Annotated in this window: 29 protein-coding genes; 12 read left to right on the top strand and 17 right to left on the bottom strand. The window is 69.2% G+C overall.

The window, feature by feature from the left end; translation table 11 throughout:
* Nucleotides 1-8: 8 nt before the first annotated feature.
* From soxA to P8627_RS05065, 6 genes are all read right to left on the bottom strand, one after another.
* Nucleotides 9-854 (bottom strand): sulfur oxidation c-type cytochrome SoxA, encoded by an 846-nt coding sequence (soxA, locus tag P8627_RS05040; protein WP_279966553.1) that lies wholly within the window; start codon nucleotides 852-854, stop codon nucleotides 9-11.
* Nucleotides 855-920: 66 nt separating this feature from the next.
* Complete coding sequence (gene soxZ, locus P8627_RS05045; RefSeq protein ID WP_279966555.1) at nucleotides 921-1,250, bottom strand: thiosulfate oxidation carrier complex protein SoxZ; 330 nt, start codon at nucleotides 1,248-1,250, stop codon at nucleotides 921-923.
* 23 nt (nucleotides 1,251-1,273) lie between these two features.
* The gene (gene soxY / locus P8627_RS05050) at nucleotides 1,274-1,699 is read right to left on the bottom strand and encodes a thiosulfate oxidation carrier protein SoxY (protein WP_279966556.1); all 426 of its coding nucleotides are present in this window, start codon (nucleotides 1,697-1,699) and stop codon (nucleotides 1,274-1,276) included.
* A gap of 1 nt (nucleotide 1,700) precedes the next feature.
* Nucleotides 1,701-2,180 (bottom strand): sulfur oxidation c-type cytochrome SoxX, encoded by a 480-nt coding sequence (gene soxX / locus P8627_RS05055; protein ID WP_279966557.1) that lies wholly within the window; start codon nucleotides 2,178-2,180, stop codon nucleotides 1,701-1,703.
* Nucleotides 2,181-2,275: 95 nt separating this feature from the next.
* Nucleotides 2,276-2,827 carry a thioredoxin family protein gene (locus P8627_RS05060; RefSeq protein WP_279966558.1) on the bottom strand — a complete coding sequence of 184 codons (552 nt, stop codon included), beginning with the start codon at nucleotides 2,825-2,827 and terminating at the stop codon, nucleotides 2,276-2,278.
* Nucleotides 2,828-2,841: 14 nt separating this feature from the next.
* Nucleotides 2,842-3,573 (bottom strand): cytochrome c biogenesis CcdA family protein, encoded by a 732-nt coding sequence (locus P8627_RS05065; protein ID WP_279966559.1) that lies wholly within the window; start codon nucleotides 3,571-3,573, stop codon nucleotides 2,842-2,844.
* 50 nt (nucleotides 3,574-3,623) lie between these two features.
* On the opposite strand from P8627_RS05065, the gene P8627_RS05070 reads away from it, so the two are divergent.
* The 5 genes from P8627_RS05070 (at nucleotide 3,624) to P8627_RS05090 (ending at nucleotide 9,632) form a co-directional block, all read left to right on the top strand.
* A complete protein-coding gene (locus P8627_RS05070) occupies nucleotides 3,624-4,016 on the top strand; it encodes a hypothetical protein (protein WP_279966560.1) in 393 nt (130 codons plus the stop codon).
* A 64-nt stretch (nucleotides 4,017-4,080) separates the two neighbouring features.
* A complete protein-coding gene (locus tag P8627_RS05075; protein ID WP_279966561.1) occupies nucleotides 4,081-4,437 on the top strand; it encodes an ArsR/SmtB family transcription factor in 357 nt (118 codons plus the stop codon).
* 30 nt (nucleotides 4,438-4,467) lie between these two features.
* The gene (locus P8627_RS05080) at nucleotides 4,468-5,517 is read left to right on the top strand and encodes a YeeE/YedE family protein (protein WP_407932975.1); all 1,050 of its coding nucleotides are present in this window, start codon (nucleotides 4,468-4,470) and stop codon (nucleotides 5,515-5,517) included.
* A gap of 169 nt (nucleotides 5,518-5,686) precedes the next feature.
* Complete coding sequence (locus P8627_RS05085) at nucleotides 5,687-7,420, top strand: SulP family inorganic anion transporter (RefSeq protein WP_279966563.1); 1,734 nt, start codon at nucleotides 5,687-5,689, stop codon at nucleotides 7,418-7,420.
* A 130-nt stretch (nucleotides 7,421-7,550) separates the two neighbouring features.
* A complete protein-coding gene (locus P8627_RS05090; protein WP_279966564.1) occupies nucleotides 7,551-9,632 on the top strand; it encodes an alpha-galactosidase in 2,082 nt (693 codons plus the stop codon).
* Nucleotides 9,633-9,986: 354 nt separating this feature from the next.
* On the opposite strand, the gene P8627_RS05095 is transcribed toward P8627_RS05090, so the two are convergent.
* On the bottom strand, nucleotides 9,987-11,063 hold the full coding sequence (locus tag P8627_RS05095) for a glycosyltransferase family 4 protein (protein ID WP_279966565.1): 1,077 nt from the start codon (nucleotides 11,061-11,063) through the stop codon (nucleotides 9,987-9,989).
* Nucleotides 11,064-11,185: 122 nt separating this feature from the next.
* Between P8627_RS05095 and P8627_RS05100 the strand changes: the two genes are divergently transcribed.
* The gene (locus tag P8627_RS05100; RefSeq protein WP_279966566.1) at nucleotides 11,186-12,001 is read left to right on the top strand and encodes a sulfotransferase family protein; all 816 of its coding nucleotides are present in this window, start codon (nucleotides 11,186-11,188) and stop codon (nucleotides 11,999-12,001) included.
* Nucleotides 12,002-12,031: 30 nt separating this feature from the next.
* Here P8627_RS05100 and P8627_RS05105 read toward each other — a convergent pair whose 3' ends face one another.
* From P8627_RS05105 to P8627_RS05145, 9 genes are all read right to left on the bottom strand, one after another.
* Nucleotides 12,032-13,627, bottom strand: a complete 1,596-nt coding sequence (locus tag P8627_RS05105; RefSeq protein WP_279966567.1) for an FMN-binding glutamate synthase family protein — start codon at nucleotides 13,625-13,627, stop codon at nucleotides 12,032-12,034.
* 174 nt (nucleotides 13,628-13,801) lie between these two features.
* Nucleotides 13,802-14,197 (bottom strand): DUF4149 domain-containing protein, encoded by a 396-nt coding sequence (locus tag P8627_RS05110; RefSeq protein ID WP_279966568.1) that lies wholly within the window; start codon nucleotides 14,195-14,197, stop codon nucleotides 13,802-13,804.
* On the bottom strand, nucleotides 14,197-14,913 hold the full coding sequence (ubiG, locus tag P8627_RS05115) for a bifunctional 2-polyprenyl-6-hydroxyphenol methylase/3-demethylubiquinol 3-O-methyltransferase UbiG (protein ID WP_279966569.1): 717 nt from the start codon (nucleotides 14,911-14,913) through the stop codon (nucleotides 14,197-14,199). The genes P8627_RS05110 and ubiG overlap by 1 nt, the downstream gene beginning before the upstream one ends.
* Entirely contained in the window at nucleotides 14,906-15,736 is an 831-nt protein-coding gene (locus P8627_RS05120; protein WP_279966571.1) for a methyltransferase family protein, read from the bottom strand. Before P8627_RS05120 ends, ubiG begins: the two co-directional genes overlap by 8 nt.
* Nucleotides 15,737-15,756: 20 nt before the next feature.
* A complete protein-coding gene (locus P8627_RS05125) occupies nucleotides 15,757-17,127 on the bottom strand; it encodes an ABC1 kinase family protein (protein WP_279966572.1) in 1,371 nt (456 codons plus the stop codon).
* Between the two features lie 43 nt (nucleotides 17,128-17,170).
* Nucleotides 17,171-17,353: a hypothetical protein gene (locus tag P8627_RS05130; protein WP_279966573.1), complete on the bottom strand. Its 183-nt coding sequence runs from the start codon at nucleotides 17,351-17,353 to the stop codon at nucleotides 17,171-17,173.
* Between the two features lie 76 nt (nucleotides 17,354-17,429).
* Nucleotides 17,430-18,095, bottom strand: coding sequence for a hypothetical protein (locus P8627_RS05135; protein WP_279966574.1), 666 nt, complete (start codon nucleotides 18,093-18,095; stop codon nucleotides 17,430-17,432).
* Nucleotides 18,092-18,565, bottom strand: coding sequence for a hypothetical protein (locus P8627_RS05140; RefSeq protein ID WP_279966575.1), 474 nt, complete (start codon nucleotides 18,563-18,565; stop codon nucleotides 18,092-18,094). Before P8627_RS05140 ends, P8627_RS05135 begins: the two co-directional genes overlap by 4 nt.
* Before the next feature lie 64 nt (nucleotides 18,566-18,629).
* The gene (locus P8627_RS05145; protein ID WP_279966576.1) at nucleotides 18,630-19,061 is read right to left on the bottom strand and encodes a MarR family winged helix-turn-helix transcriptional regulator; all 432 of its coding nucleotides are present in this window, start codon (nucleotides 19,059-19,061) and stop codon (nucleotides 18,630-18,632) included.
* 104 nt (nucleotides 19,062-19,165) lie between these two features.
* Here P8627_RS05145 and P8627_RS05150 point away from each other — a divergent pair, with 104 nt between their 5' ends.
* Nucleotides 19,166-19,594, top strand: coding sequence for an organic hydroperoxide resistance protein (locus P8627_RS05150; protein ID WP_279966577.1), 429 nt, complete (start codon nucleotides 19,166-19,168; stop codon nucleotides 19,592-19,594).
* Nucleotides 19,595-19,657: 63 nt separating this feature from the next.
* On the opposite strand, the gene P8627_RS05155 is transcribed toward P8627_RS05150, so the two are convergent.
* Nucleotides 19,658-20,443 (bottom strand): DeoR/GlpR family DNA-binding transcription regulator, encoded by a 786-nt coding sequence (locus P8627_RS05155; RefSeq protein WP_279966578.1) that lies wholly within the window; start codon nucleotides 20,441-20,443, stop codon nucleotides 19,658-19,660.
* A gap of 164 nt (nucleotides 20,444-20,607) precedes the next feature.
* Between P8627_RS05155 and glpD the strand changes: the two genes are divergently transcribed.
* The 5 genes from glpD to P8627_RS05180 are packed head-to-tail and all read left to right on the top strand — an operon-like array spanning nucleotide 20,608 to nucleotide 26,152.
* A complete protein-coding gene (glpD, locus tag P8627_RS05160; protein WP_279966579.1) occupies nucleotides 20,608-22,194 on the top strand; it encodes a glycerol-3-phosphate dehydrogenase in 1,587 nt (528 codons plus the stop codon).
* A 13-nt stretch (nucleotides 22,195-22,207) separates the two neighbouring features.
* Complete coding sequence (locus P8627_RS05165) at nucleotides 22,208-23,293, top strand: ABC transporter ATP-binding protein (RefSeq protein WP_279966580.1); 1,086 nt, start codon at nucleotides 22,208-22,210, stop codon at nucleotides 23,291-23,293.
* A complete protein-coding gene (locus tag P8627_RS05170) occupies nucleotides 23,293-24,387 on the top strand; it encodes an ABC transporter ATP-binding protein (RefSeq protein ID WP_279966581.1) in 1,095 nt (364 codons plus the stop codon). The genes P8627_RS05165 and P8627_RS05170 overlap by 1 nt, the downstream gene beginning before the upstream one ends.
* Nucleotides 24,387-25,262, top strand: coding sequence for a carbohydrate ABC transporter permease (locus P8627_RS05175; protein ID WP_279966582.1), 876 nt, complete (start codon nucleotides 24,387-24,389; stop codon nucleotides 25,260-25,262). Before P8627_RS05170 ends, P8627_RS05175 begins: the two co-directional genes overlap by 1 nt.
* Nucleotides 25,259-26,152 carry a carbohydrate ABC transporter permease gene (locus P8627_RS05180; RefSeq protein WP_279966583.1) on the top strand — a complete coding sequence of 298 codons (894 nt, stop codon included), beginning with the start codon at nucleotides 25,259-25,261 and terminating at the stop codon, nucleotides 26,150-26,152. Before P8627_RS05175 ends, P8627_RS05180 begins: the two co-directional genes overlap by 4 nt.
* The last annotated feature ends 29 nt before the right edge of the window (nucleotides 26,153-26,181 follow it).

Below are 26,181 nucleotides of genomic sequence, written 5' to 3' on the forward strand. Positions count from 1 at the left end.
CATCGCGGTCAGTTGCGGACGCTGGGGCCTTCGACCGACAGGCCGTTGGCGCGCGACGCCACGTAGAGTTCCAGCGCGACCAGCTCGGGCGAGCCCGGATCGAAGGTCGCGGCGCGGGTATCGCGGATGCAGCCCTTGAAGCGAGAATGGACGCCGTTGAGCTTGGTGTTCTTCAGCCGGTAGGTCGGGAAGCCGTTGATCTGGCCCTGACTCAGATGGTCGGCCCGGATCATCATGCCGTAATTGTCCTCGTGGCAATTGGCACAGGACAGCTCCAGCTGGCCGTAACGGGTGTAGTAGATGTCCTTGCCCTGCTCCCAGGTCTCGGCGGCCGGGCCGTCGATCGCCACGCTCATGGGCATGCCGCGGCTGACCGAGGTCAGCAGCGCCGTCATGTTCACCGCCGTGCCCTTGTCGTAGGCATAGGGCTCGGCGCCCATGCGCTCGGTGCGGCACTCGTTCATCTGCATGGTCAGCGTCTGGACCTCGCCCGCGGCCTCGTCCCACTTGGGATAGGTCGCGCTGACGCCCGCCATCTCCTCGGGGTCGCCGTGGCAGGAGGCGCAGCTCTCGCCCTCGGTGCCCGCGACCTCGTTCCACTCGTCCAGCGCGGCCTCGACGCCCAGCATGCCGGGATTGTCGAAATCGTCCATCTGAACGGCCTGCGTCTCGTCCGAGCGGAAGCGCCAGCCGGAATAGATCGTGTCGATCACGCCTTCGAGATGGGCCGGGGCCGCGACCTCGGTCACGATCTCGATCTCGCCGTTGATGACGAGCGTGTCCTCGTCGGGATCGGCCCAGCCGGCGCCCGCGCCCATGGCGAGCATCGCGGCGGATAGCATCATCTTCTTCATGTCGTTCCTCCCTCCCCTTCCGGGATCGCGGCCTCCCCTCCTCCCGGGAAGGCCCAGAGCCCCTGGTCAGGAGACCGTGATGGCTTTTTCTTCGGTGTAGACGCTGCCGTCGTCGTCGTACCACGTGAACACGAAGGTGCCCGACGCGGGGACGATGGCCTCGAACTCGAAATACGGGTTGGTCGAGATCGCGGGTTCCAGCGTCACGTCGATCACGTTCTCACCCTCGAAATCGACGGTGAACCGGTTGATGATCGACCGCGGGATGACGTTCCCGTCGCTGTCCTTGCGCTGACCCGATTCCATCTGGTGCGAGATCAGGGTCTTGATCTGGATGGCTTCACCGGCCGACGCCTCCTTGGGGACGCGGACGCGGGGTTTGACGCCTTCTGCCATGGTCTTCTCCTTTGTCCTGAGCCTCAGCCGCCGCAGCCGCCGATGGTGACTTTCACTTCCTGGGACGCCTGCACGAAGCTGCCATCCGCCATCTTGGCGATGGCGATGACGTCCTGCGTGCCGGCCAGACGAATGCGGGTCGACGCGAACTGGCTGGCCGCCAGCGGGCCGAAATGGAACGTGCCCACGTCCGGGTTCGGGTTGCCGGCGGCGAGCAGCATGATCGACGCGGCACCCGGGGCGGAGACCTCGATCGGGACGGTGTTGCCGTTCTCGGCGATTTCCGGCGCGGTCAGGGAAATCCCGCCCGAGCCGACTTCGGCCCCGCCGGTGAAGGCGTTGATCGCCGCATCGACGCCTTCGGTGGCGGCGAGGGCGGGCATCGGCAGCGCCGTCAGCGCGAGGGCGGAGCCCCCCAGCAGCAGCGCGTCACGTCGCGTGAGTTGCATCTCAGCTCTCCTTCAATGTCATCAGATAGGCGACCACGTCCTCGACCTCCTGCGCCGTCAGAAGCGGCGCGAGTTCGCCTTCCGCGGCCTTGCCGGTATAGGCGTCGCCGGGGCGGACATAGCCGGTGGTCTTGTAGAAGGACGGCATCATCGTCCCCTCGAACATCACCTTGGCATTGGCCACGATCCCGCGCAGGTCGGCCTCGGTCCAGCGATCGGCCACGCCGTCCAGCGGCGGGCCGATTTCGCCGTGGAAGCCCAGTTCCTCGAGGTCGGTCACGGCATGGCAGGCAATGCAGTTGCCCGAGCCCTTGTTCATCAGCAGCCGGCCGTTCTCCGCATCGCCCGGCGCACCCGACAGCGAGACGGTGACCGCCCCGTATTCGTCGAATTCGACTTCGGCGGGGGCCACGACGCCCTCGGCCATTGCCATCGTCGCGGCCGTCATCGACGCCGCAATGCTCAACGCAAAGCGTCTCATGAAACCTCCCATTGGTCGTCCTCCGACTCCGAGGCTAGGACACCCGACCCGGCCCGCGCAAGATCAAATGCATACTTGTGAATACATAAATGTAATCACCCGCCGCCGAGCTTCCGGGCGTGGTAGGCTTGAAAGGGCTCCTCGCCCTCGTAGCCCTTCTCCAGCACCCAGTTCAGCATGTTGCGCGTCATCCCGGCGCTGAAGGCGCCCGGAACCGCCACGACCGCGGCCTCTTCGGCGGTCAGGCCCTCGGGCACGTCCTCGGGAAAGAAGAGCAGCGTCGGCGTGAAGTTCAGGCGCCACTTCCGGGACGCGTCCTTCTCGGCCAGCGTCTCGCCGTCGAAGTCGGTCACCTCGACATCGCCGAACATGTTCATCTGCACGACGAAGAAATCCTCGCCCAGCATCCGCGCGATATCGGGCTCGACGAAGACCTCTTCGTGCATCTGGGTGCAGTAGATGCAGCCGCGCTGCTCGACGATGACGACGAGGCGCTTGCCCTCGGCCCCGGCCTCCCCGAGATCCTCGCGTAGGTCCTTGAAGGTCTCGACCATCCAGGGCGCCTTGTGCAGGCCGTCATCCCCCAGTTCGGCCGCGCCCGCCGGAATGGCGAGACAGGCCGCGATGGTTGCGATCCAGTGTTTCATGTCGTCCTCCCTTGTCAGCCGATGGCCGGCCAGAATTGCAGCATCCAGTTGGCGATGACGTTCATCGAGTTCGTCGCGATCAGCAGCGCGAAGACCACCAATGCGCCGCCCATGATCTTCTCGATCTTGGGCAGGTGCCGCCGGAAGCGGCGCATCCAGCGCATGAACGGGCCCACGAAGGCCGCCGCCAGCACGAAGGGCGCCGTCATGCCGACCGCGTAGGCCGCCAGCAGCGTCATGCCCTGCGTCACGCTCTCCTGCGCGCCGGCCATGAACAGGATCGCGGCCAGGACCGGCCCGACGCAGGGCGTCCAGCCGAAGGCGAAGGCCAGCCCGATCAGGTAGCCGGCCGCGATCCCGCCCTGCGACGGGGTGCCGGCCGCCCCTTGCCCGAAGGAGCGGTAGAGCAGCCCGATCCGCAGCACGCCCAGGAAATGCAGCCCCATCAGCAGGATGATCCCCACCGCGATCCAGCGCAGCACGTCGAACCAGTCGCGCACCACCTGGCCGAAGGCCGTGGCCGTCGCGCCCAGCCCGATGAAGATCGTGGCCACCCCGGCCGCGAAGGCCACCGCCGACAGGACCGCGCGGCGCCGCGTGCCCGCGGGCAGCGCGCCCTCCTCCAGCGCCTGGACCGAGCCGCCGGCGAGATAGGACAGGTAGAAAGGCACCATCGGCAGGATGCAGGGCGACAGGAACGACAGAAGTCCCGCCAGGGCCGCCCCCGCAATGGTGACATCGAACATCTGTTAGCCTTCCCTTGCCCGCGAAACATATTCAATTTATGTATTATGAAATGCAACCGCTGATCCGCGCCGCATGCCTGGCCTGTTTCGGGCTTCTTCCCCTGCCCTCGCTGGCGCAGGTCGAGTTGATCATGGGCGAGGAGGAGGGCTGCATCTGGTGCGCCCGCTGGAATGCGGAGGTCGCGCCGGAATATCCCAAGACCGCCGAGGGCCGCGCCGCGCCGCTACGGCGCGTCGATATCCACGCCCCGCTTCCGGAGGGGCTGGCGCTGGACGGACGCCTGACCTTCACGCCGACCTTCGTGCTGGTCGAGAACGGCCGCGAGCTCGCCCGGCTCGAGGGCTATCCTGGCGAGGATTTCTTCTGGCCGCTTCTGGGCCGGATGCTAGATGAGGCGGTCGAGACGACCCCCCAACTGGACGGATGGCGCGATGAACGTTAGGCCTGCCCCCGCCGCCGCGGCGCCGCACCCCGCGCCGCCCCACACGACGCAGGAGACGCGTTCCATGGCCCTGCCGGTGTTCGGCCCCGAAACCACCGAGGACGATCTCGACCGCATGGTCGAGAACGCCACCGCCGCGTCGAACTTCCTCAAGGCGATCAGCCATGAGGGCCGGTTGATGATCCTGTGCCACCTCGCCTCGGGCGAGAAATCGGTCACCGAACTCGAAGAGCTGCTCTCGGCCCGGCAGGCCGCCGTGTCGCAGCAGCTCGGGCGCCTGCGGCTCGAAGGCCTGGTCCAGCCGCGGCGCGAGGGCAAGACGATCTTCTACTCCTTGACCGATGACCGGGCGACCCGGATCATGGATGTCGTCTACGACCTGTTCTGCAGGCGGAACGGCACGGAGGGGGGACGACCCTGAGCCCGACGCTCCGAGGGAGGATGGGCCATGATCTTGGAATGGATGGGTGAGAGCCAGGCCATGGCGCTCATCGGATGCCTCGGCGGGCTTCTCCTGGGCCTCGCCGCGCGGATGGGCAGGTTCTGCAGCCTCGGCGCGATCGAGGACGCGCTCTACGGCGGGTCCTGGGACCGGGCGCGGATGTGGGGCGTGGCACTGGGCGGCGCGATCGTCCTGACCTTTGCGGCGCAGGCGCTGGGCTGGGCCGGGATCGAGAGCTCGATCTACCTTTCCACCGCCTTCTCGCCGCTGGCCGTCGTCACCGGCGGCCTTCTCTTCGGCTACGGCATGGCGATGGCGGGCAATTGCGGCTTCGGCGCGCTGGCGCGGCTGGGCGGCGGCGACCTGCGCTCCTTCGTGATCGTGCTGGTGATGGGATTGTCGGCGCTGGCGATCCTGTCGGGCCCCCTGGCGCGGCTCCGCCTGACGCTGTTTCCCACGCCGCCCGCCCCGCGAAGCCAGGGCATCGCACATGAACTGGGCGACTTGGTCGGCCTCTCCCCCGCCATCCCGGGCATCGCGATCGGCCTGCTTCTCCTGGCCGTGGCCCTGTCGAGCCGGAGCTATCTTCGCAACGGGCGCAGCATCTTCTGGGGCGTCGTCATCGCGGTCGCCATCACCAGCGCCTGGGTGGGCACGAGCTGGGTCGCGGCGACCGGCTTCGCGGCGTCCCCGATCACGTCGCACACCTTCGCCGCGCCGCTGGGCGGCTCGATGCTGTGGCTGATGACGGCGAGCGGCACGGCGCTCAATTTCGGCGTGGGCTCGGTCGCGGGCGTGCTGACCGGCGCCTTCCTGGGCAGCCTGGTCAAGGGGCATTTCCGCTGGGAAGCCTGCGAGGATCCGCGCGAACTGCGCCGCCAGATCGGGGGCGCGGCGCTGATGGGGCTGGGCGCGGTGCTGGCGCTGGGCTGCACGGTGGGCCAGGGCTTGTCCGCTTTCTCGGTCCTCGCCTTCTCGGCGCCGCTGGCCGCCGCTTCGATCATCCTCGGCGCGGCCTTCGGACTGCGCCAGTTGATCACGGGCTTCGCGGCGGGCTGACGGCGGAGCTTCGCGGCTCGGTGACTAGATCACCGTGGCTTCGGCGCGGGGTCGGTAAGAAGGGCGGGACTCACTCTCGCTTCCCTAAGACCCCGTAGGCCGACATGACCGCCAGATCGCCCCGCGCCCCGCACAACACCATCACCCCCCGACCCGTCCGGGACCGGGCATGACACGGATCGCCCGCCTCCTGCCGATCCTCGACTGGGGTCGGCGCTATTCCCGCCGGACGCTCGGCGCGGACCTGCTGGCCGCGGTGATCGTGACGATCATGCTGATCCCGCAAAGCTTGGCCTACGCGATGCTGGCCGGCCTGCCGCCCGAAGCCGGGATCTACGCCTCCATCGCGCCCATCCTGCTCTACACGCTGTTCGGCACCTCGGGCGCGCTGGCGGTCGGGCCGGTCGCGGTCGTGTCGCTCCTGACCGTCTCGGCCGTGGGACAGGTCGCGGCGCAGGGCACCGCGGGCTTCGCCGTCGCCGCGCTGACGCTCGCCGCGATGTCGGGAGCGTTCCTGTTGCTTCTGGGGCTCCTGCGGATGGGCTGGATCGCCAATTTCCTCAGCCATCCGGTCATCGCGGGCTTCATCACCGCCTCCGGCATCCTGATCGCGGCGAGCCAGCTTCGGCACCTTCTGGGGATCGAGGCGCATGGCCACACGCTGGTCGAGATCACCGGCTCGTTGCTCGCGCATCTGGGCGGCACGAACTGGATCACGCTGGTTCTCGGCGGGGCGGCGGCGGGTTTCCTGTTCTGGGTCCGCAAGGGCCTGACTCCGCTTCTGACGCGGCTGGGCCTGCCGCCGCTCGCCGCGCAGATGGTCGCGAAGGCCGGACCGGTCCTTGCCGTGGTCGCGACGACGCTGGCGGCCTGGGGGCTGGAGCTCGACGCGCGGGGCGTCGTGATCGTGGGCGCGGTGCCGCAGGGCCTGCCGCCCTTCACACTGCCCTCCGTCGCGCCCGACCTGCTGCGGCAACTGGCGCTACCCGCGGCGCTGATCTCGATCATCGGCTTCGTCGAGTCGATCTCGGTTGCGCAGACGCTGGCGGCCAAGCGCCGTCAGCGGATCGATCCGAACCAGGAGCTGATCGGCCTCGGCGCCGCCAATCTGGGCGCGGCCTTCACCGGGGGCTTTCCCGTCACCGGCGGCTTCTCGCGCTCGGTGGTCAATTTCGACGCGGGCGCCGAAACGCCCGCGGCGGGGGCCTATACTGCGGTGGGGCTGGCGCTGGCCGCTCTCTTCCTGACGCCCCTCATCTACTACCTCCCCACGGCCACGCTCGCCGCGACCATCGTCGTCGCGGTTCTGAGCCTGGTGGACCTGTCGATCCTGCGCCGCACCTGGACCTATGCGCGGGCCGATTTCGCCGCCGTCGCCGCGACCATCTTCCTGACGCTGGGCCTCGGGGTCGAGGCCGGCGTCGCCTCGGGCGTGATCCTCTCGGTGCTGCTGCACCTCTGGAAGACCTCGCGCCCGCATGTCGCCGAGGTGGGCCGCGTGCCGGGGACGCAGCATTTCCGCAACGTCCTGCGCCACGAGGTCGAGACCGATCCCCGCGTCCTGACGCTGCGCGTCGACGAGAGCCTCTATTTCGCGAATGCGCGCTTTCTCGAGGACCTGGTGCAGGCGCGCGTCGCGGCGGGCTCGGGCATCACGGACGTGATCCTGATGTTCTCCGCCGTCAACGAGGTCGATTTCTCGGCGCTGGAGACGCTGGAGGAGATCAACTCCCGGCTGCGCGACATGGGCGTCCGGCTGCACCTGTCGGAGGTGAAGGGCCCGGTGATGGACCGCCTGGCGCGGTCGCACCTGATCGAGGGTCTGGGCGGGCGGGTCTTCCTCAGCCAACACGACGCCTGGGCCGCGCTGACCGGCGGCCCCCGCCGCGACGCCGCCGAGTGACGGGCCGGCCAGGACGCCGCCCCGGTGTCGAGGGCGCCCGGGCCGTCCGGCCTAGCGCGCGGCGATGGCGGGCTCTAGGACGGTCGGCGCGTAGCGACGAGCGGACGACCCCATGCAACAGACCTCGCCCATGCAACAGACCTGGCGCCTCGACGACGATCACCAGACGCTGATCCTGGGCGCGGACGGCGAGGCTTTGCCATCCGTCCTTTACTGGGGCCCGACGCTGCCGCCGGGCGAGGACGCCGCGCAACTGGCCGCGGCCACCATCTCGGACCTCACCGGCGGCATGCTCGACGCGCTTGCGCCCCTGTCGATCTGCCCCTTGCCGTCCACCGGCTTCGGGGGGCAGCCCGGCCTCGTCACGGCCGCCGCCGACGGCATCCCGCTCGCGCCGCATCTGCGCTGCGAGACGGTCCGCTGCGACGGCGCGCGCTTCGAGGCCGTGGCGCGCGATGCGGCGCTGGGCCTGCGCTACACGGCGACGATCGCGACCACGCCCTCGGGGCTTCTGGCGCTGTCGGCGCGGCTCGACTCCGAGGCGCCGATCCGCCTGCACTGGCTCGCCGCGCCGGTCCTGCCGGGACCGCCGGGCACGGCCGAGATCCTGACGCTTTCGGGCCGCTGGCTGTCCGAGATGCAGACCGACCGCGACCCGTGGCGGCAGGGCGTGATCCTGCGCGAGGCGCTGAACGGGCGGTCGGGACATGAGCAGTTTCCCGGCGCTTTCCTGCTGGCGCAGGGCGCGACGGAGACGCGAGGCGCAGCCTACGGGTTCCACTACGGCTGGTCCGGCGGGCACCGGATGATCGCCGAAGAGATGGTGGACGGCCGCCGCCAGGTGCAATGGGGCCATGCCGCCGGATCCGAGCGCGCGGCCGGCACGCGGTTCGAGACGGCCACGCTCTACGCCGCGCAGGGGGCCGCGGGGCTCAACTCCGTCGCCACGCGCTTCCAGGCCCATGCCCGCGACCACCTCGTACCCTGGCCCGATCCGGACCGGCCGCGCCCGGTGCATTACAATTGCTGGGAGGCGGTCTATTTCGACCATGACCTCGCCACCCTGTCCGAGATCGCGACCCGCGCCGCCCGGATCGGGGCGGAGCGGTTCGTGCTCGACGACGGCTGGTTCGGGCGGCGCGACGACGACACCTCGTCGCTCGGCGACTGGACGGTCGACCGGCGCAAATGGCCCGACGGGCTGGGGCCGCTCATCGAGACGGTCGCGGGCCTCGGCATGCGGTTCGGCCTCTGGGTCGAGCCCGAGATGGTGAACCCCGACAGCGACCTCTACCGCGCGCATCCCGACTGGATCCTGGGCCCCGCCGCGCAGCCGCTGGGCCGCTCGCAACTGGTGCTCGATCTGAGCCGCGCGGAGGTGCGCGATCACCTGTTCGACCGGCTCGACGCGCTGCTGAGCGCGCATCCGATCGATTACCTCAAATGGGACCACAATCGCGGCCTGCCCTTCCCCGATGCCGCGCAAGCGCGCGGCGTCTACGACCTGCTCGACCGGCTGCGCGCGGCGCATCCGGGGGTAGAGATCGAGAGCTGCGCCTCGGGCGGCGGGCGGATCGATTTCGGCATCCTGTCGCGCACGCACCGGGTCTGGCTGTCCGACAGCAACGACGCCTTGGAACGGCTGCGGATCCAGCACGATGCGGCGCTGTTCCTGCCCGGGGCGGTGACCGGCGCGCATGTCGGCCCGCGCCACTGCCATTCCTCGGGCCGTGTCCTGCCCATTGCCTTCCGCGCGGGGGTCGCGGCGATGCGGCACATCGGGTTCGAGATGGACCTGCGCGAGCTCTCCGCCGAGGAGGAGACGGTGCTGACCGAGGTCACGACCTGGTGGAAGGCGCAGCGCGCCTGGCTGATGCGCGCCGCGATCCACCGGCTGGAGGCCGACGATCCTGCGCGTGTGGCCGAATTGCAGATCGCGCCGGAGGGCGACCGTTTCGCCGTCTTCGCGGGGCAGGCCGCGACCGGCCGCCAGTCCCTGCCGCGCCCGCTGCGCCTGACCGGGCTCGAGCCCGAGGCCCGCTACAAGATCGCCTTGCGCAACCCGCAGGATGCCGCGGGGCTCAGCCGCGGCCGCGCGGCGCTTTCCGACGGGCCGTTGCGCCTCTCGGGGCGGTTCCTGATGACCCAGGGCGTGACGCTGCCGCTGGCCTGGCCCCACACGCTCTGGATCCTGGAAGGGCGGCGGATCTGAGCCGGGCGCGGCTTTGCGCCCGTGACTGTAGAGCGCCTGCGCCGAAATCCGCCCGTTCCGACCCGGAATGCCGCCGATCCGGAAACAAACAGTCCCCCGGTTCCGGCTTTTCGCCGCTAACTGCCCGGCGTAGCTTGGGATTCGCAGCGCGAGCCGCGCGACCGTCATCGCCTCCGACGCCCGGGTCCCGGGCCGGCCGCGTTTCGCTCGAAGGCATCGACAGCGAAGCGTGCGTCCGCGACGGCGGGCGGAAAGGGCCGTGACGCCGCGCGACGAAGGCGCGGGGAAGCGGCATGGCAACGGAGTGTGCGGATGATCGCGATGAGTCGCCTGCCCTCGACCGGACGGAGCGCGTCACCGGCGCCGGGTCGTGGACGCGATGACCGCGTCCCATTGGCCGAGGATCGTCTCGGGGTCGAAGCGCTTGGCGTTGCGCTCGCGCGCGGCCGCCGAGAGCCGCGCCTGCTGCGCGGGGTCGGCGAGCAGGCCGGAGATCGCCCGCGCCAGGGCATCCGTGTCCTCCGGCGGGACCAGCAGGCCGGTCTCGCCATGGGTGATGATTTCGGCCGGGCCGAATTCGCAATCGAAGGAGATCGAGGGCATCCCCGCCGCCGTGGCCTCGGCCAGCGCGTTGCCGAAACCCTCGTGCCGCGAGGAGAAGACGAAGATATCGCCTTCGCCGATCCAGGCGCCGCGCGCCGCGGTCACGCCGGGCAGGGTCACCGCCGCGCCCAGCCCCGCCTCCGCGACCATGCGCTCCAGCCGGGCCCGCTCCTGCCCCTCGCCGAAGATCGTGAGACTGGCATCCGGGTGGTCGCGATGCACGGCGGCGAAGGCCGCGATCAGAAGATCGAACCCCTTCTGGCCGTCGAGCCGGCCGACGGCCACGACGCGCTTGCCGCCCGTATTCGCGTAGCGAGCCCCCGCGGCGGGCGGACAGGGGACATAGATCACCTCGGCCCGGTCGCGCAGCGTGCGCGGCAGCTCCGCCAGGGCCGCCTCGGTCAGCATGACGATGCGATCGGCACGGCCCAGCGCGAAGAGATTGAGATGCTTCCACAGGCGGTTGTTGCGCTGCGCGCGGGGGTTGTTGCGCTCGGACGCGATGATCGGGAAGCGCCGCTCCGGCATGGCGAGAAGGGTCAGGACGTTGATCTTGGTCAGGAACGAGATCACGAGGTCGGGTGCGAGCGTCCGCATCATCCGGCGCACGTAGCGCAGGCGGCGCAGCTGCAGGGGCACGCGACCCCGGGCCGGCATGACATGCGTCGTGACGGTGTCCGGCACGTCGAAATAGGCGCCGCCCCGGGGCGCGGTCATCGACACGATATGCACATCGTCGCCCAGCGCCGCCCGGTGGGTCGCGATGGCCGCGATGTTCTTCTCGGCGCCGCCGGCGCCGAGCCCGGATTGGAAGAACACGATGCGCATTGCGCCCCCTCGGTCGCGGAACCAGCCCCCGCCGGCGACGCTAGCGGAAGCGGGCCCGCCCGTGAACCAGCTTGCGCGCGTCCCAGTCCGCGCGGGGCGCAAGGCATGACGGAGGGGTGGCGATGATGCACCTGGGTCCGATCGACAGCCGGTTCGACATCCACGGCCCCCGCTCGGCCGGCGACCGGCTTAAGCGCGCGATCCGACGCGCTTATGCGTGGCCGCAGGTCCTGTTCACTCCGCCGCTCGAGACGGGCGACGTTTTGCCGATCTTCGTCGTCGGCTGCGGCAATAGCGGCACGTCGCTCCTGGCCGCCGCGCTCGGGCGGGCCGAAGAGCTGATGCTCATGGGCTACGAAAGCGGCGCCTTCTTCCCCGAGAAGGGCCTCGGCACGGGCCGCGAGGTGGCGCAGGCCTGGCTGGCCATCACCCAGCAGACCGGATGCCGCGGCTTTATCGAGAAGACGCCGAAGCATGTCCATTGCCTGAACCGGATCCGCCGCATCATCCCGAAGGCCCGCTTCGTAGCCGTAGTCCGGGATGGCCGCGACGTGGTCGCGTCCTTCAAGGCGCGGGGTCTCACGACCGAATTCGCGATCCGCCGCTGGTGCGTCGACAACGAGGCGATCCTGCGCGAACGGGGGGCGGCGGACGTCCTCGTCACGCGGTACGAGGACATCGTCGGCGCCCCCGAGGCGGAGCTGCGGCGGATCTGCGAGGCGCTGGGGGTCGAATATCACGACGACATGATCCACGGCTCCGGCAGCGGATATGCCTGGATCACCGAGCGCAAGACGATGGGCGTGCGCGCCAAGCAGACCGCGAAGCCGATCTACGACAATCGCGGCAAGTGGAAGACGGCGCTAAGCGATGCGGAAGTCGCGCTGTTCCGGCGCAAGGCCGGCCCGCTGATGGACGCGCTGGGCTATACGGACTGACCGCGGCGCGGCGGTTCGGGACGGCCCGCCTCACTCCACGTCGAAGGGCTCGAAGCTCTCGGGCCGCGCGCGTTTCCAGCGCATGAGGTAGCCGAAAGCGTCGGGCTCCTCGCGCAGCAGGAAACCCTCGGGCAGGTAGGGATAGACCTCCTCGCCGGTCACCATGCCCCGGTCACCCTCGCGCATCAGGAGGTGATGGGGCCGGAACTTGCCCGGATGGTCCAGCCCGGCGGCGCCCGTCATGTCGGCCAGCGCCTTCACCGTGTTGCGATGGAAGCGATGCACCCGCTCGGATTTCTCGGCCGGATCGAGGGCGCGCTGGCGCAGCGGATCCTGGGTCGCGACGCCGACGGGGCAGCGGTTCGTGTGGCAGGCCTGGGCCTGGATGCAGCCCACCGCGAACATGAAGCCGCGCGCCGAATTGGCCCAATCGGCGCCCAGCGCCAGCGCCTTGGCGATATCGAAGGACGTGACCAGCTTGCCCGACGCGCCCAGCTTCAGCCGGTCGCGCAGGCCCGCGCCGCGCAGCGTGTTATGTGCGAAGGTCAGCCCCTCGACCAACGGCATCCCGATATGGTCGGAGAATTCCAGCGGGGCGGCGCCGGTCCCGCCCTCCTTGCCGTCGATGACGATGAAATCGGGGACGATATCTGTCTCCAGCATCGCCTTGACGATGCACATGAACTCCCGCCGGTGGCCGATGCACAGCTTGAACCCGACGGGCTTGCCGCCCGCATTCTGGCGCAGCACCCCGATGAAGCGCACCAGCTCGAGCGGGGTGGAGAATTCGGGATGCGAGGGCGGCGAGACGCAATCCTCGCCCATCGGCACGCCGCGCGCCTCGGCGATCTCGGGCGAGATCTTGGAGGCGGGCAGCACGCCGCCATGGCCGGGCTTCGCGCCCTGGCTCAGCTTGAGCTCGACCAGCTTCACCTGCGGGTCGGCGGCCTGGTCGCGGAACTTCTCGACATCGAAGCGGCCCTCGGGGGTACGGCAGCCGAAATAGCCCGACCCGATCTCGTAGATCAGATCGCCGCCGCCCTGGCGGTGGTAGCGGCTGATGCTGCCCTCGCCCGTGTCATGCGCGAAGCCGCCCATCCGCGCGCCGGTGTTGAGCGCGAGGATCGCGTTGCCCGAAAGCGCCCCGAAGGACATGGCCGAGATATTGTAGATCGAGGCGTCGTAGGGCCGGGTGCAATCGGGCCCGCCGATCCGGACGCGCAGGTCGCTGTCCTCGATATGCTTGGGCGCGGCGGAATGGGTGATCCATTCGTAGCCGGCATCGTAGACGCGCTTCCGCGTGCCGAAGGGGCGCTTGTCCTCCACCCCCTTGGCGCGCTGATAGACCATGGAGCGCTCGTCGCGCGAGAACGGCTCCTCGTCCTGATCGCTCTCGATCAGGTATTGGCGGATCTCGGGGCGGATGCCCTCGAAGAGAAAGCGCATATGCCCGATCACCGGGTAGTTGCGAAGGATCGAGTGCCGGGTCTGCAGCACGTCGTAGAGGCCCAGCGCCGCGAGGCTGCCGAAGGCCGCAACGGCGAGCAGGAACCAGCCGCTCCAGATCAGGCCGAGAAGCGACAGGGCGGTCAGGACTACCACCGCGATCAAGACGAAGAACCGCATATCCCCTCCCGGACGAATACCGCGCGCCGCCGACCCTAGCCCGCCCGCTTCGGACTAGGCCAGCCCGGCGCGCCGCGCGGTGGGCGTGCGGGGTCCGCATTTTTGGTCGATTTGGTTCCGATCGGTCACGTCCCGGACGCGGGCCATGTCGCCGCGGCGGGCGGCCGGGCGCAGTCAGGCGCCGGCGAGCCGCAGGATCACGACGCCCGCGGCGCCGATATGGGCCAGGGTCAGCAGGACGGACAGGCCGTGCAGCGCCTTGAAGCGCCGAGCGTTGCCGGCATCCGTCGCGGCGTTGACGGCGGGCATCAGCACCTGACGCGCCAGCACAGTCGAGGCGGCGACCGCCGCGAGGACGAGCGCCGAGGGCCGATCGACCGGCGTGGCGAAGACGCCCGCCAGCACCGCGGCGGCCAGAACGAAAAGGTAGAAATGCGGGAAGGCCCGGCGGATCACCGGCCCCGCGGCGTCGGCCGGCAGCGCGCTGAAGATGAAGGCCGCGAAGCCGAAAGCGTAGAGCACCATCCCGCCGAACAGGAGCGCCGTGCCCAGAAGCGCGATCTCGGCCATCACGCGACCCGACGCTTGCGGGCGAGACCCATGTAGATCACCGCCTTCATCGGCAGCGGCCCGAACACCATGTCGCCCCGCCGGTTCACGCCCCGCGGGCCCAAGCCCGTGGTCGGCCCGGGGACCAGCCCCGCGCCCTGCAGCGCCGCATTCAGCTCGGCGGGCTTGATGAACATCTCGGGGTCATGCGTCCCCTTGGGCAGAATGCGCAGAACGTCCTCCGCCATCGTGATCGCGGCCAGCCGCGAGATCGGGTTGCGGTTGATCGTGTCGAACAGGAACAGCCCGCCGGGGCGCAGCACGCGGGCGACCTCGGCCAGAACGCGGTCGAGATCCTGCACATGCTCCAGCACGTCGACGCAGACGACCGCGTCGAAGGCCGCGTCGTCATAGGGCAGCTCTTCGCCCACGCCGGTGTCGTAGCGGATGTCGTGGCCCTGCTCGGCGGCGTGGGCGCGCGCGGCCTCGATCGCCTTGGCGGCCGGGTCGATGCCGGTGACCCGCGCGCCCTTCTCGGCCAGCGCCTCGGCCATGAAGCCGCCGGCGCAGCCCAGGTCGAGGACGTCCTTGCCCGGCCATTCGATCTGGCGGTCGAACCATTTCAGGCGGCCCGGGACGAGGTTCTTCAGCGTCCGCACCCATCGAATGTCGTCGGACCACCACTGCGCGGCCACGTCGTCATAGATGTCGAGGTCGTTTCGCTTGGCGTCAGCCATCGAGGCCCTCCTTCGGCAGGGGCGGTCGGGTCAGGTCGGGAATCGCGTAGGGCACCCGCTGCTGATAGGCGCGGAACCGGTCGCCGTAGCGGCGGGCGTAGCGCTTCTCCTTCAGACGCGGGGCCAGCAGGCAATAGGCGGTCAGCGTGACGGCGAGGGCCAGTTGATCGGGCGTCCAGACCGGGACGGTCCAGGTCGTCAGTGCGAAAGCCACGTAGATCGGTTGCCGGATCACCCGGAAGGGGCCGGTGTCGGGCATCGCGGGGAATTCGGGCTTGCGGTCGGCGGCCAGCGACATCCAGCCCAGCGCGCCCGACTGCACCTCGACCCCCGCGGCGTAGTTCGAGCGCATCAGCAGAAGCCAGGATCCCGCATAGGCGGCGCAGATCGCCCAGAAGGCCCAGCCCTCGGCGCGCCACCAGACGATGCCGCTGGGCGTCCAGAGCGCGAACAACGCCAGAAGCTGGATCGCGGCGACGATGGCGAAGCTGGTCGTGGCCAGCGTGCCCGCATGGCGCGCGGGCGCCAGCGCCGTCAGCACCTTGCCGCCCCGTTTCGTCAGCAGAAGCGAATGGACGATGGGGAATTGCAGGATCAGCGCGGCATTCGCCAGGATCGCCCAAGGGTATGGGACCCGCCCGGAGCTTTCGGACATGCCGAAGAACATCGCGACGATCATGGCGATCACGGCCAGCGCGAAGATCGCGTGGCAGATCGCGCCGTAGAGATAGGCGAGCAGGATGCGGCGCGCGCCCGGCGGGGGGAAGAGCGCGCCGGTCACCAGCCGGATCAGCCGGCGCATGGGGGAGGTCTGGTCGGACATGCTGGCCAAGATAGCGTCGCTCAGCCCGGGTCCACGGCGGCGGGCAACGGGTCGCAGGGCGGCGCGGCCAAAACCGCCTCCAGCGTCGCGCGAACGGGCAGGCGCGCGCCCAGACGGCTGGCCAACAGGAACAGCCCGCCAACCTTCCGCTGCACGTAGAGGATATCCATCGGCAAGGGTGGCGGGACATAGCCGGCCTCGGCCAGGGCGATCCCCTGGGCCTGCATCTCGCGCGTCAGGTCGGTCCCGGTGAAGTCGTACTCTTCCGTCGCGCGCAGCGCCGCGAAGACCGTCTCGATCATGGCGAGGATGCGCGCGCGGTGGTCCGGGTCGCCCGCTTGGTCGAGGAACCCCAACCCGGTCGCAGCCTCTTCCAGCGCCGCCGCGTCGCCCGCGAGGCCCGCCGAAAGGAACCGGCGATATCCGGAGACGACATCCGGATGGACCTTACGGGTCGCGCCGAAATCCAGAAGCGCGATGCGCCGCGTCCCGGGGTCGTAGCGGTAATTGGCGAAGTTCGGATCGCTCTGCATCTCGCCCCAGTCGAAAAGCTCGCGCAGGAACAGGTCGATCAGGTCGCGGGCGATGGCGTTGCGCTCGCCCGGCTCCAGATCGGCCGCCGCCTCGATCGGATGGCCCGCGACGAAGGACATGGTCAGCACGTCGCGCGTCGACCAATCGGGGTGGAAGTCCGGCACGGTGAAGCGGTCCATGTCGGCCAGCCGCGCGCCGAAGCGCGACAGGTGGCGCCCCTCGGACGCGTAATCCGTCTCCTCGTGGAGCTGGAGCCTCGCCTCGTCGAGATAGGGGGCGAGGTCGAAGCCCTTGGGCAGCAGGCCCGACATCCGGACCAGTGCGCCGACATTGGCGACGTCGCTGTCGATGCTGCGCGCGACGCCGGGATATTGCACCTTCACCGCCACGTCGCGCCCGTCGCGCAGGCGGGCACGATGCACCTGCCCGATCGAGGCGGCGGCAATCGGCTGGACGTCGAACCGCTCGAAGGCGCGCAGCCAGTCGGGACCCCAATTGGCGATCAGCACCTGCTTGAGCTGCCGTGGCGGCATGACATGCGCGTCATCGCGCAGCCGGGCCATGATCTGCGCGAGCTCCGGGGGCAGGATCTCGCCCGCATCCATCGAAATGAGCTGCCCCACCTTCATCGCCGCGCCGCGCATGCGGGCCAGACCGTCGGCCATGCGACGCATGTTGCCCGGGGTGAGCAGCAAGCTGCGCATGTCCGGCCGCGCCCCGCGGCCGAGCGCGCCGGCCGCGCCGAACGCCATGTTGCCCGCGATGCCCCCGGCCATCGAGCCGACATGCGCGAGCCGCGCGAAACGGCCCGAGGGCACGCGCAGCGCGCGCCCGGCGGAAGACGGACGGTCGGTCATCTCTGCGACGATCCCGTGGAGGCGAAGGCCGGTCGCATCGCGATCAGTTCATCAGATCCTCGAACAACCAGACGTAGCGGCGATGCTGCGAGCGGTCGCGGCCGCGCGCCACGCCGTTCTCTTCCAGCGCGACGATTTTGGGGTTCGTGGCCCGGTCGATCGTGGCGAGCGACTCGCTGGGTCGGTCGAAGCGGGTGGGGCGGGGGTGTGTCGGTCTGTCTGTCATGACCGTCCAACGCGCGCGCGAAGTGATGCGACGCGGGCTGCGACGCGATGCCACGGCCGGGGCCGCGCACGCCGCGTCAGACGCCCAGAAGCATCACGGCCAGCGGCACCGGAGAAACCGCCAGCGCGATGGCGATTGCGGTGGGCAGCGGCGCGAACAGCCCGCTCAACCCGGCCATCAGCGCGATGCCGCCGCCGCCGCCGATCAGCGCGTTGCCCGGCGTGTTCACCGCCAGCGCCAGCGCGACGTAGCGGTGCCGGAGCGCCAGCGCCACGAAGCGGGGCGGCATGTCGGCCAGCAGCATCTCGAGCCGCGCGGGGCGCGACAGCGGCGCGGCCCGCTCGACGATCGCGGCCGCACGGCGCAGGTGCAGCACGCGAAACAGCCGGGCCAGCATGGTGACGGGCAGCATGTACCCGATGCCGAAGGACAGAAGCAGCGCCAGGACCGTCGCCAGCCAGACGAGCGGCGCGATCGCCGCCCCGAAGGCTGTGATCATCGCGATGCCGATCTCGGCGCCCGGCACGAATGGGATCGCCAGAAGCAGGATATAGGCCAGCGTTCCGAGCATGATCATCCGGTGCACCTGCTGCTCGGTCTCGGGCGTGATCTGCAGATCCAGCGCCTCGCGGAGCAGATGCGAGGCCCAGGTCGCCGCGACGATGACGGCCAGCAGCGCGGCGAGGCGCAGCAGTATGCCGATCGGACCCGGGCCTGGGGCGGTCGGGCTGGGCGCGCTCACCCCGCCGCGACGGGCACCGATGCCTCGCGTCCCGCCCCCGTCGCGTTGAGCTGCCGCGTCCAGTACCAGCGCCGGGTGGTCCAGGTGCCCTTGAAGGCGATGGCGTCGCCGGTGACGGTGCCCAGCCACACCACGGTATGCGGCGCGTCGGGACAGCGCGTGGTCGCGGTGAAATGGATCACGTCGTCCTGCTGCCAGGTCCGGTATTCGGACCAGCCGAAGTCGCAATATTCCTGGCAGCGCGCGGACTGGAACCGCCCGTTCCGGAAATGCAGCTCATCCTCCATCACGGTGTCGGTCTCATGGATCACGTCCGACGTGGCGAAGACCCGCCCGTCCAGTCCGCCCGGCTGCCAGGGCGCGTCGGGCACGGCCAGATCGGCGATGTCGTCCTTCAGGGACGAAACCGTGGCGGCCCCGGCTCCGAGGGCGAAGATGGCGACGACAGTGGCGTATAGAACAGGCGGCATGGCGTTTCCCCATGATCACCCTAGCACGGGCCGGGTCGGGCGCGAAGCGGTGCCGGTGGTGTGGTCAGTCGGGCGCGCGCAAGCGCGCGGCCAGCGCTTGAAGCTCGCCGTGAAGGCGGGCGATCTCCTCGGAGGTCAGGCCCGTCTTCTCGGCGATGCAGCGCGGGATGTCGGCGGCGCTGGCCTGCAGGGCGCGCCCGGCATCGGTCATCGCGATCCGGACCAGCCGCTCGTCCTTCGGATCGCGGCGCCGGGTCACGAGGCCGCCGGCTTCGAGCCGCTTCAGAAGCGGCGTCAGCGTGCTGGAGTCGAGCCCAAGCTGCCGTCCGAGCGCGCCGACCGTCGGCGTCTCCGGCCCGGTCCAGAGCGCGCTCATCACCAGGTATTGCGGATAGGTCAGCCCCATCATGTCCAGCAGCGGGCGGTAGGCCTGCTGCATGGCTTGGCTCGCGGAATAAAGCGCGAAACAGATCATGTCTTCGGGCGGGAGGCTCATGCCACGGCTTTATATCGCGCGCGATCCAATGGCAAGCGATTGACATCGCCCGCACCAGCACATATCAATTGCGCACGATTGAATCGCACAACAAGGAATGACCGATGGCCGTCGACACGAAATACTGGACCGAAGCCCGCGCGACCGGCGGTGGGCGCAACGGCGCCGCCGCCCTGAAATCCGGCATGCTGACCGTGACCATGACCAGCCCGAAGGAGCTGGGCGGCTCGGGCGCGGGGCACAATCCCGAGGAACTCTTCGCGCTGGGCTACGCCGCCTGCTACCTCGGCGCGATGCGCTTCGCCGCCGCGAGCGAGAAGCTGGGCAGCGTGCCGGAGGATGCGACGGTCGATGCCCATGTCGGCATTGGGCCGCGCGACGACGGCGGGTTTGGGCTGAAGGTGAAGCTGATCGTGCGCATGCCCGGCCTGGACCGCACCCTCGCGCAGACCATCGCCGACCGCGGGCACCATATCTGCCCGTATTCGAACGCCACGCAGGGCAATATCGAGGTCGAGACCGAAATCGCCTGAGCCCCGCCCGGGCAAAAGACGACCGGCCGCGCGTCGCCTCCGCCGGGGCGGCGCGCCGGCGTTTCAGCCGGTGGCGTCCGGATCGGGGGGCGGCGCGAGTTCGACTTCGGTGCCCCAGTCGGCGCAGCGCCGCGCCAGGTCGCCGGGGAGCGGCGCATCCGTCAGAAACATGTCGAGATCCGCGAGCGAGCCGATCCGCGCCGGCGCGCTGCGGTTGAACTTGGTGTGGTCGGCCACCAGCAGGCTGCGCCGGGAGCGGTTCAGGATCGTGCGGCTGACGCCCACCTCCTGCACGTCGAAGTCGAGGATGTCGCCATCGGCATCCAGCGCCGAACAGCCGATCACGCCGATATCGAACTTGAACTCGCGGATCGCCGCGCTGGTCAGGTCGCCCACCAGCCCGCCATCGGAATGGCGCATCCGCCCGCCGGTGACGATGACGTCGCAATCGGCCTTGTTCGACAGGATGTTCGCGACGTTCATGTTGTTCGTCACGACCAGAAGGTTGCGGTGGTGGATCAGCTCGGCCGCCACGGCCTCGGTCGACGTGCCGATGTTGAGGAAGATCGAGCAATCCTCGGGGATCTGGGCTGCGCAGGCGCGCGCGATGGCCTGCTTGCTGGCCGCGGCGAGGCGGCGGCGCTCCTCGTAGGCGATGTTGACGGTGCCCGAGGGCAGCACCGCGCCGCCATGCACCCGCTCCAGCCGCCCGGCCTCGGCCAGGTCCGACAGGTCGCGGCGGATGGTCTGCAGCGTGACGCCGAAATGCTCGGCCAGCCATTCGACCGTCACCTTGCCGTCCCGGCGCGCGATCTCGAGGATCTCGGGATGGCGGATGGTCTGCGACATTCTGCGGCTCCCTCCCTGCGGGGCACGACCGCGGATGCGGGCGCGCCCTCCGTCGGCATGTACCACGACTCGGCAAAACGAACAAAAGCGAAAATCATCTTGCCGGAAACGCGCAATTGTGCGAAAGACAGGCCGCGTCAAACGAGGATTTGGGAGGATCCGGCTTGGACGATGGTGGGGACATTCGCGACCTTCTGGTGATCGGCGGCGGCATCAACGGATGCGGCATCGCGCGCGACGCCGCGGGCCGCGGCCTGTCGGTCACCCTGGCCGAGATGAACGACCTCGCCTCCGCCACCTCCTCGGCCTCGACCAAGCTTTTCCATGGCGGGCTGCGCTATCTCGAGTATTTCGAGTTCCGGCTGGTCCGCGAGAGCCTGATCGAGCGCGAGGCGCTGCTGCGCGCGATGCCGCACATTTCCTGGCCGATGCGCTTCGTGCTGCCCTATCACCGCGACATGCGCTTCGAGAGCGAGACGCCGACCTCGAAGCTTCTCAACACCTTCATGCCCTGGATGAAGGGCCGCCGCCCGGGCTGGCTTCTGCGGACGGGCCTCTTCATGTACGACCACCTGGGCGGCCGGAAGATCCTGCCCGGCACCACCACGATCAGCCTGCACGGCACGCCCGAGGGCGCGCCGCTCCAGGACAAGTTCGACACCGCCTTCGAATATTCCGACTGCTGGGTCGAGGATTCGCGCCTCGTTGCGCTGAACGCCCGCGACGCCGAGGCGCGCGGCGCCCGCGTGCTGACCCGCACCAAGGTGCTGAGCGCCGAGCAGAAGGACGGCATCTGGGACGCGCGGCTGGGGCATGAGGACGGCCGCACCGAGACGGTCCGCGCCCGCGCCTTGGTCAATGCCGGCGGCCCCTGGGTGGGCGACATCCTGCGCAACACGGTGCGCTCGAACAGCCGCGAGGGCGTCCGCCTGGTCCGCGGCAGCCACATCGTCACCCGCCGCCTCTTCGATCATGACAAGTGCTATTTCTTCCAGGGCATGGACGGGCGGATCATGTTCGCCATCCCCTACGAGACGGATTTCACCCTGATCGGCACCACCGACCAGGAGCACGAAGACCCGTCGACGAAGCCGGTCTGCACGCCCGAGGAACGGGATTACATGATCGATTTCGTGAACCAGTATCTCATGGAGCCGATCGGTCCCGAGGACGTCGTCTGGTCCTATTCCGGGGTGCGCCCGCTCTATGACGACGGCGCCAGCTCGGCCACGGCGGCGACGCGCGACTACGTGCTCAAGATCGACCGCAGCGCGGGTGCTCCCGTGCTCAACGTCTTCGGCGGCAAGATCACAACCTACCGCCGGCTCGCCGAGCATGCGCTCGACAAGCTGGGCGAGGTGTTTGACGGGCTGCCGGGCGGCTGGACCGAGGGCAAGCCGCTGCCGGGCGGGGACTTCCCGGTCGACGGCGTGCCGCGGCTGGTCGAACGGCTCCGCGCGGCGCATCCCTTCCTGTCCGAGCGCTGGGCGCTGCGGCTGGTGCGCGCCTACGGGACGGAGGCGAAGGACATCACCGGCGACGCGAAGACGGCTGCAGACATGGGCCACGACTTCGGGGCAAGCTTGACCGCGGCCGAGGTCGACTGGCTGATGGACCGCGAATACGCCCGCCGGGCCGAGGACGTGATCTGGCGCCGCTCCAAGCTGGGGCTGCGGCTGGAGGACGGGCAGGTGGCGGCTTTGGACAAGTACATGACCGAGCGTCGCGCCGCGACGCTGGCGGCGGAATGATGGGGAACACGGCATGAGCCTGACGCTGGAGGGCGTGACCCACGAGGTCGGCGGCCAGACGCATATCCACGAGACCACGCTGACGCTGGAGAACGGCACGATGAACGTGCTGCTCGGGCCGACGCTGTCGGGCAAGACCACGTTGATGCGTCTGATGGCGGGGCTGGACCAGCCGACGCGCGGGCGGATCCTGTGGCAGGGCGCGGACGTCACCGGTATGCGGGTGCAGGACCGCAAGGTGGCGATGGTCTACCAGCAATTCATCAACTACCCGTCGATGACCGTCCGCGAGAACATCGCCTCGCCGATGAAGCTGATGGGCGTGGACCGCGCCGAAATCGACCGCCGCGTCAACGAGACGGCCGAGATGATGAAGCTCTCGCCCATGCTCGATCGCAAGCCGCTGGAGCTGTCGGGCGGCCAGCAGCAACGCTGCGCGCTGGCCCGGGCGCTGGTGAAGAACGCAGGCCTCGTGCTGCTGGACGAGCCGCTGGCCAATCTCGACTACAAGCTGCGCGAGGAGCTGCGCGCCGAGATCCCGCGCATCTTCGAGGAGTCGGGCGCGATCTTCGTCTACGCCACCACCGAGCCGGAGGAGGCGCTGCTTCTGGGCGGCAATTGCGCGACGCTCTGGGAAGGCCGGGTGACGCAGTTCGGCCCCACCGCGCAGGTCTACCGCCAGCCCGCCGACGCCACCACGGCGCGCGTCTTCTCGGACCCGCCGATGAACTTCCTGCCGCTGACCAAGCAGGGCGACACGATCCGCTACGGCAAGGGCGACACGCTGCCCGGCGCGGCGCTGGGCGCGGGCCTGGGCGACGGCGAATACATGGCGGGCTTCCGGCCCAATCACCTCTCGCTCGAACCCGCCGAGGGCGCGATCCGCTTCGACACCACGCTCAGCGTGACCGAGATCACCGGCTCCGAGACCTTCGTCCATCTCGACCATCACGGCGAACGCTGGGTCGGTCTGGTCCACGGCATCCGCGATCTGCAGCCGGGCCAGGCGCTGGACGTCTATCTCGATCCGTCCCGCGTCTACCTGTTCGACAAAGGCGGCGCGCTGGTCGCCGGCGCCCCCTATGCGGAGGCCGCGTGATGGCCAAGATCACCCTAGACAACCTGGCGCATAGCTACCTGCCGAACCCCACGGGCCCGGACGACTACGCGCTCAAGGAGCTCAACCACGACTGGACCGACGGCGAGGCCTATGCCCTGCTCGGCGCGTCGGGCTGCGGGAAGTCGACCCTGCTCAACATCATCTCGGGGCTTCTGCGCCCGAGCCACGGCCGCGTGCTCTTCGACGGCCACGACATCACCGACGCCCCCACGGCGGAGCGCAACATCGCGCAGGTCTTCCAGTTCCCGGTCGTCTACGACACGATGACGGTGCGCGAGAACCTGGCCTTTCCGCTTAAGAACCGGGGCCACGACGCCGCCGAGATCGCCCGGCGGGTCCAGAAGGTCGGCGCCATGATCGACATGGAGGCCGAGCTCGACCGCAAGGCGCGCGGGCTGACTGCGGATGCAAAGCAGAAGATCTCGCTGGGGCGCGGCATGGTCCGCGAGGACGTGAACGCGCTGCTCTTCGACGAGCCGCTGACCGTGATCGACCCGCATATGAAGTGGGAGCTGCGCACCCAGCTCAAGAAGCTGCACCACGATTTCGGGCACACGATGATCTACGTCACCCACGACCAGACCGAGGCGCTGACCTTCGCCGACAAGGTGGTCGTGATGTATGACGGCCGCGTCGTGCAGATCGGCACGCCGCAGGAACTGTTCGAGCGGCCGGCCCATACCTTCGTGGGCTATTTCATCGGATCGCCGGGCATGAACCTGTTCGACGCGACGCTCGACGGGCGCGTTGGGCGCGTGGGCGAGGCGGTGATCGATCTGGGCGGGCATTACGAGGCGCCAGGCCGGACGCAGATCGGCGTGCGCCCCGAATTTATCCGCCTGCAATCGGGCGGCGACGGCCTGCCCGCGCGCGTCACCCGCGTCGAGGATGTGGGCCGCCACAAGATCGTCCGCCTCGACGTGATGGGCACCGAGATCAGCGCCATCGCGGGCGAAGGCGATGCCATCCCCGCGGATATCGACCGCATCGGCTTCGCGCCCGAGGGCATCAACGTCTATGCCGATGACTGGCGCGTCGCGCCGTCCGGCGCCACGGCAGGGAAGGCCGCGTGATGAACAAGACAGTCAATCAGAAGGCCTGGTTCCTGGTCCTGCCCGTCCTCGTGCTGGTGGCCTTCTCGGCCGTGATCCCGCTGATGACGGTGGTCAACTACTCGGTCCAGGACACCTTCGGGAACAACCAGTTCTTCTGGGCCGGACTGAGCTGGTTCGAGGAGATGCTGGAGAGCGAGCGCATGTGGAACGCGCTCGGCCGGCAGCTGACCTTCTCGGCCATCATCCTCGCCATCGAGGTGCCGCTGGGCATCTTCGTCGCGCTCAACATGCCGAAATCCGGCTTCTGGTCGTCCTTCTGCCTGGTGGCGATGTCGCTGCCGCTGCTGATCCCGTGGAACGTGGTCGGCACGATCTGGCAGATCTTCGGCCGCGTCGATATCGGCCTGCTGGGCTACGTGCTCGACAATCTCGGGATCGATTACAACTACACGCAGGACACCGTGGACGCCTGGGTGACGGTCATCGTGATGGATGTCTGGCACTGGACCTCGTTGGTGGCGCTCCTGGCCTTCGCGGGCCTGCGCTCGATCCCCGACGCCTATTACCAGGCCGCCAAGATCGACCAGGCGAGCCGCTGGGCCGTGTTCCGCTATATCGAGCTGCCGAAGATGGCGGGCGTGCTGATGATCGCGATCCTGCTGCGCTTCATGGACAGCTTCATGATCTACACCGAGCCCTTCGTCGTCACCGGCGGCGGTCCGGGCAACGCCACGACCTTCCTGTCCATCGACCTCGTGAAGATGGCGCTGGGGCAGTTCGACCTCGGACCCGCGGCGGCGTTCAGCCTGATGTACTTCCTCGTCATCCTGCTGATTTCCTGGGTGTTCTACACCGTGATGACCAATCTCGACGCGAGGGATGCCAAGCGATGACCGACAGCACCGCCTCCGCCCCCGGCGCCGCCACGATCCCCGGCGACGTCACCGCCGCGCGGCCCAACGTGGCCACGCGCAACCGCTTCCGCCCCTCGGGCAGCGCGGTGGTGATGACGCTCTACCTGCTGTTCCTGCTGGTGCCGATCTACTGGCTGCTCAACATGAGCCTGAAGACCAATTCCGAGATCCTCGGGGCCTTCTCGCTCTGGCCGCGCAACCTGACCTTCGAGAATTACGGCACGATCCTCACCGATCCGGCCTGGTACATGGGCTACGTCAACTCGCTGATCTACGTGGTGATGAACACGGTGATCTCGCTCGCCGTGGCGCTCCCGGCGGCCTATGCCTTCTCGCGCTACAGCTTCATGGGCGACAAGCACCTGTTCTTCTGGCTGCTGACCAACCGCATGGCGCCGCCCGCGGTCTTCGCGCTGCCCTTCTTCCAGCTCTATTCTTCGGTCGGGCTGTTCGACACGCATATCGCAGTCGCGCTGGCGCATTGCCTGTTCAACGTGCCGCTGGCGGTCTGGATCCTCGAGGGCTTCATGCGCGGCGTCCCGAAGGAGATCGACGAGACCGCCTATATCGACGGCTACAGCTTCGGCGCCTTCTTCACCAAGATCTTCACCCCGCTCATCGCCAGCGGCATCGGCGTCGCGGCCTTCTTCTGCTTCATGTTCTCCTGGGTCGAGCTGCTGCTCAGCCGGACGCTGACCACGGTCGACGCCAAGCCCATCGCCGCCACGATGACCCGGACCCAAGGGGCCAGCGGCATCGACTGGGGCGTGCTGGCCGCGGCGGGCGTGCTGACCATCGTGCCGGGCGCGCTCGTCATCTATTTCGTGCGCAACTACATCGCGAAGGGCTTCGCCCTGGGGCGGGTGTGATGCGCGCGGCCCGTTTCCAATCCTTCGCG

It is taken from the genome of Jannaschia sp. GRR-S6-38, from assembly GCF_029853695.1.
GTDB classification, from domain to species: domain Bacteria; phylum Pseudomonadota; class Alphaproteobacteria; order Rhodobacterales; family Rhodobacteraceae; genus Jannaschia; species Jannaschia ovalis.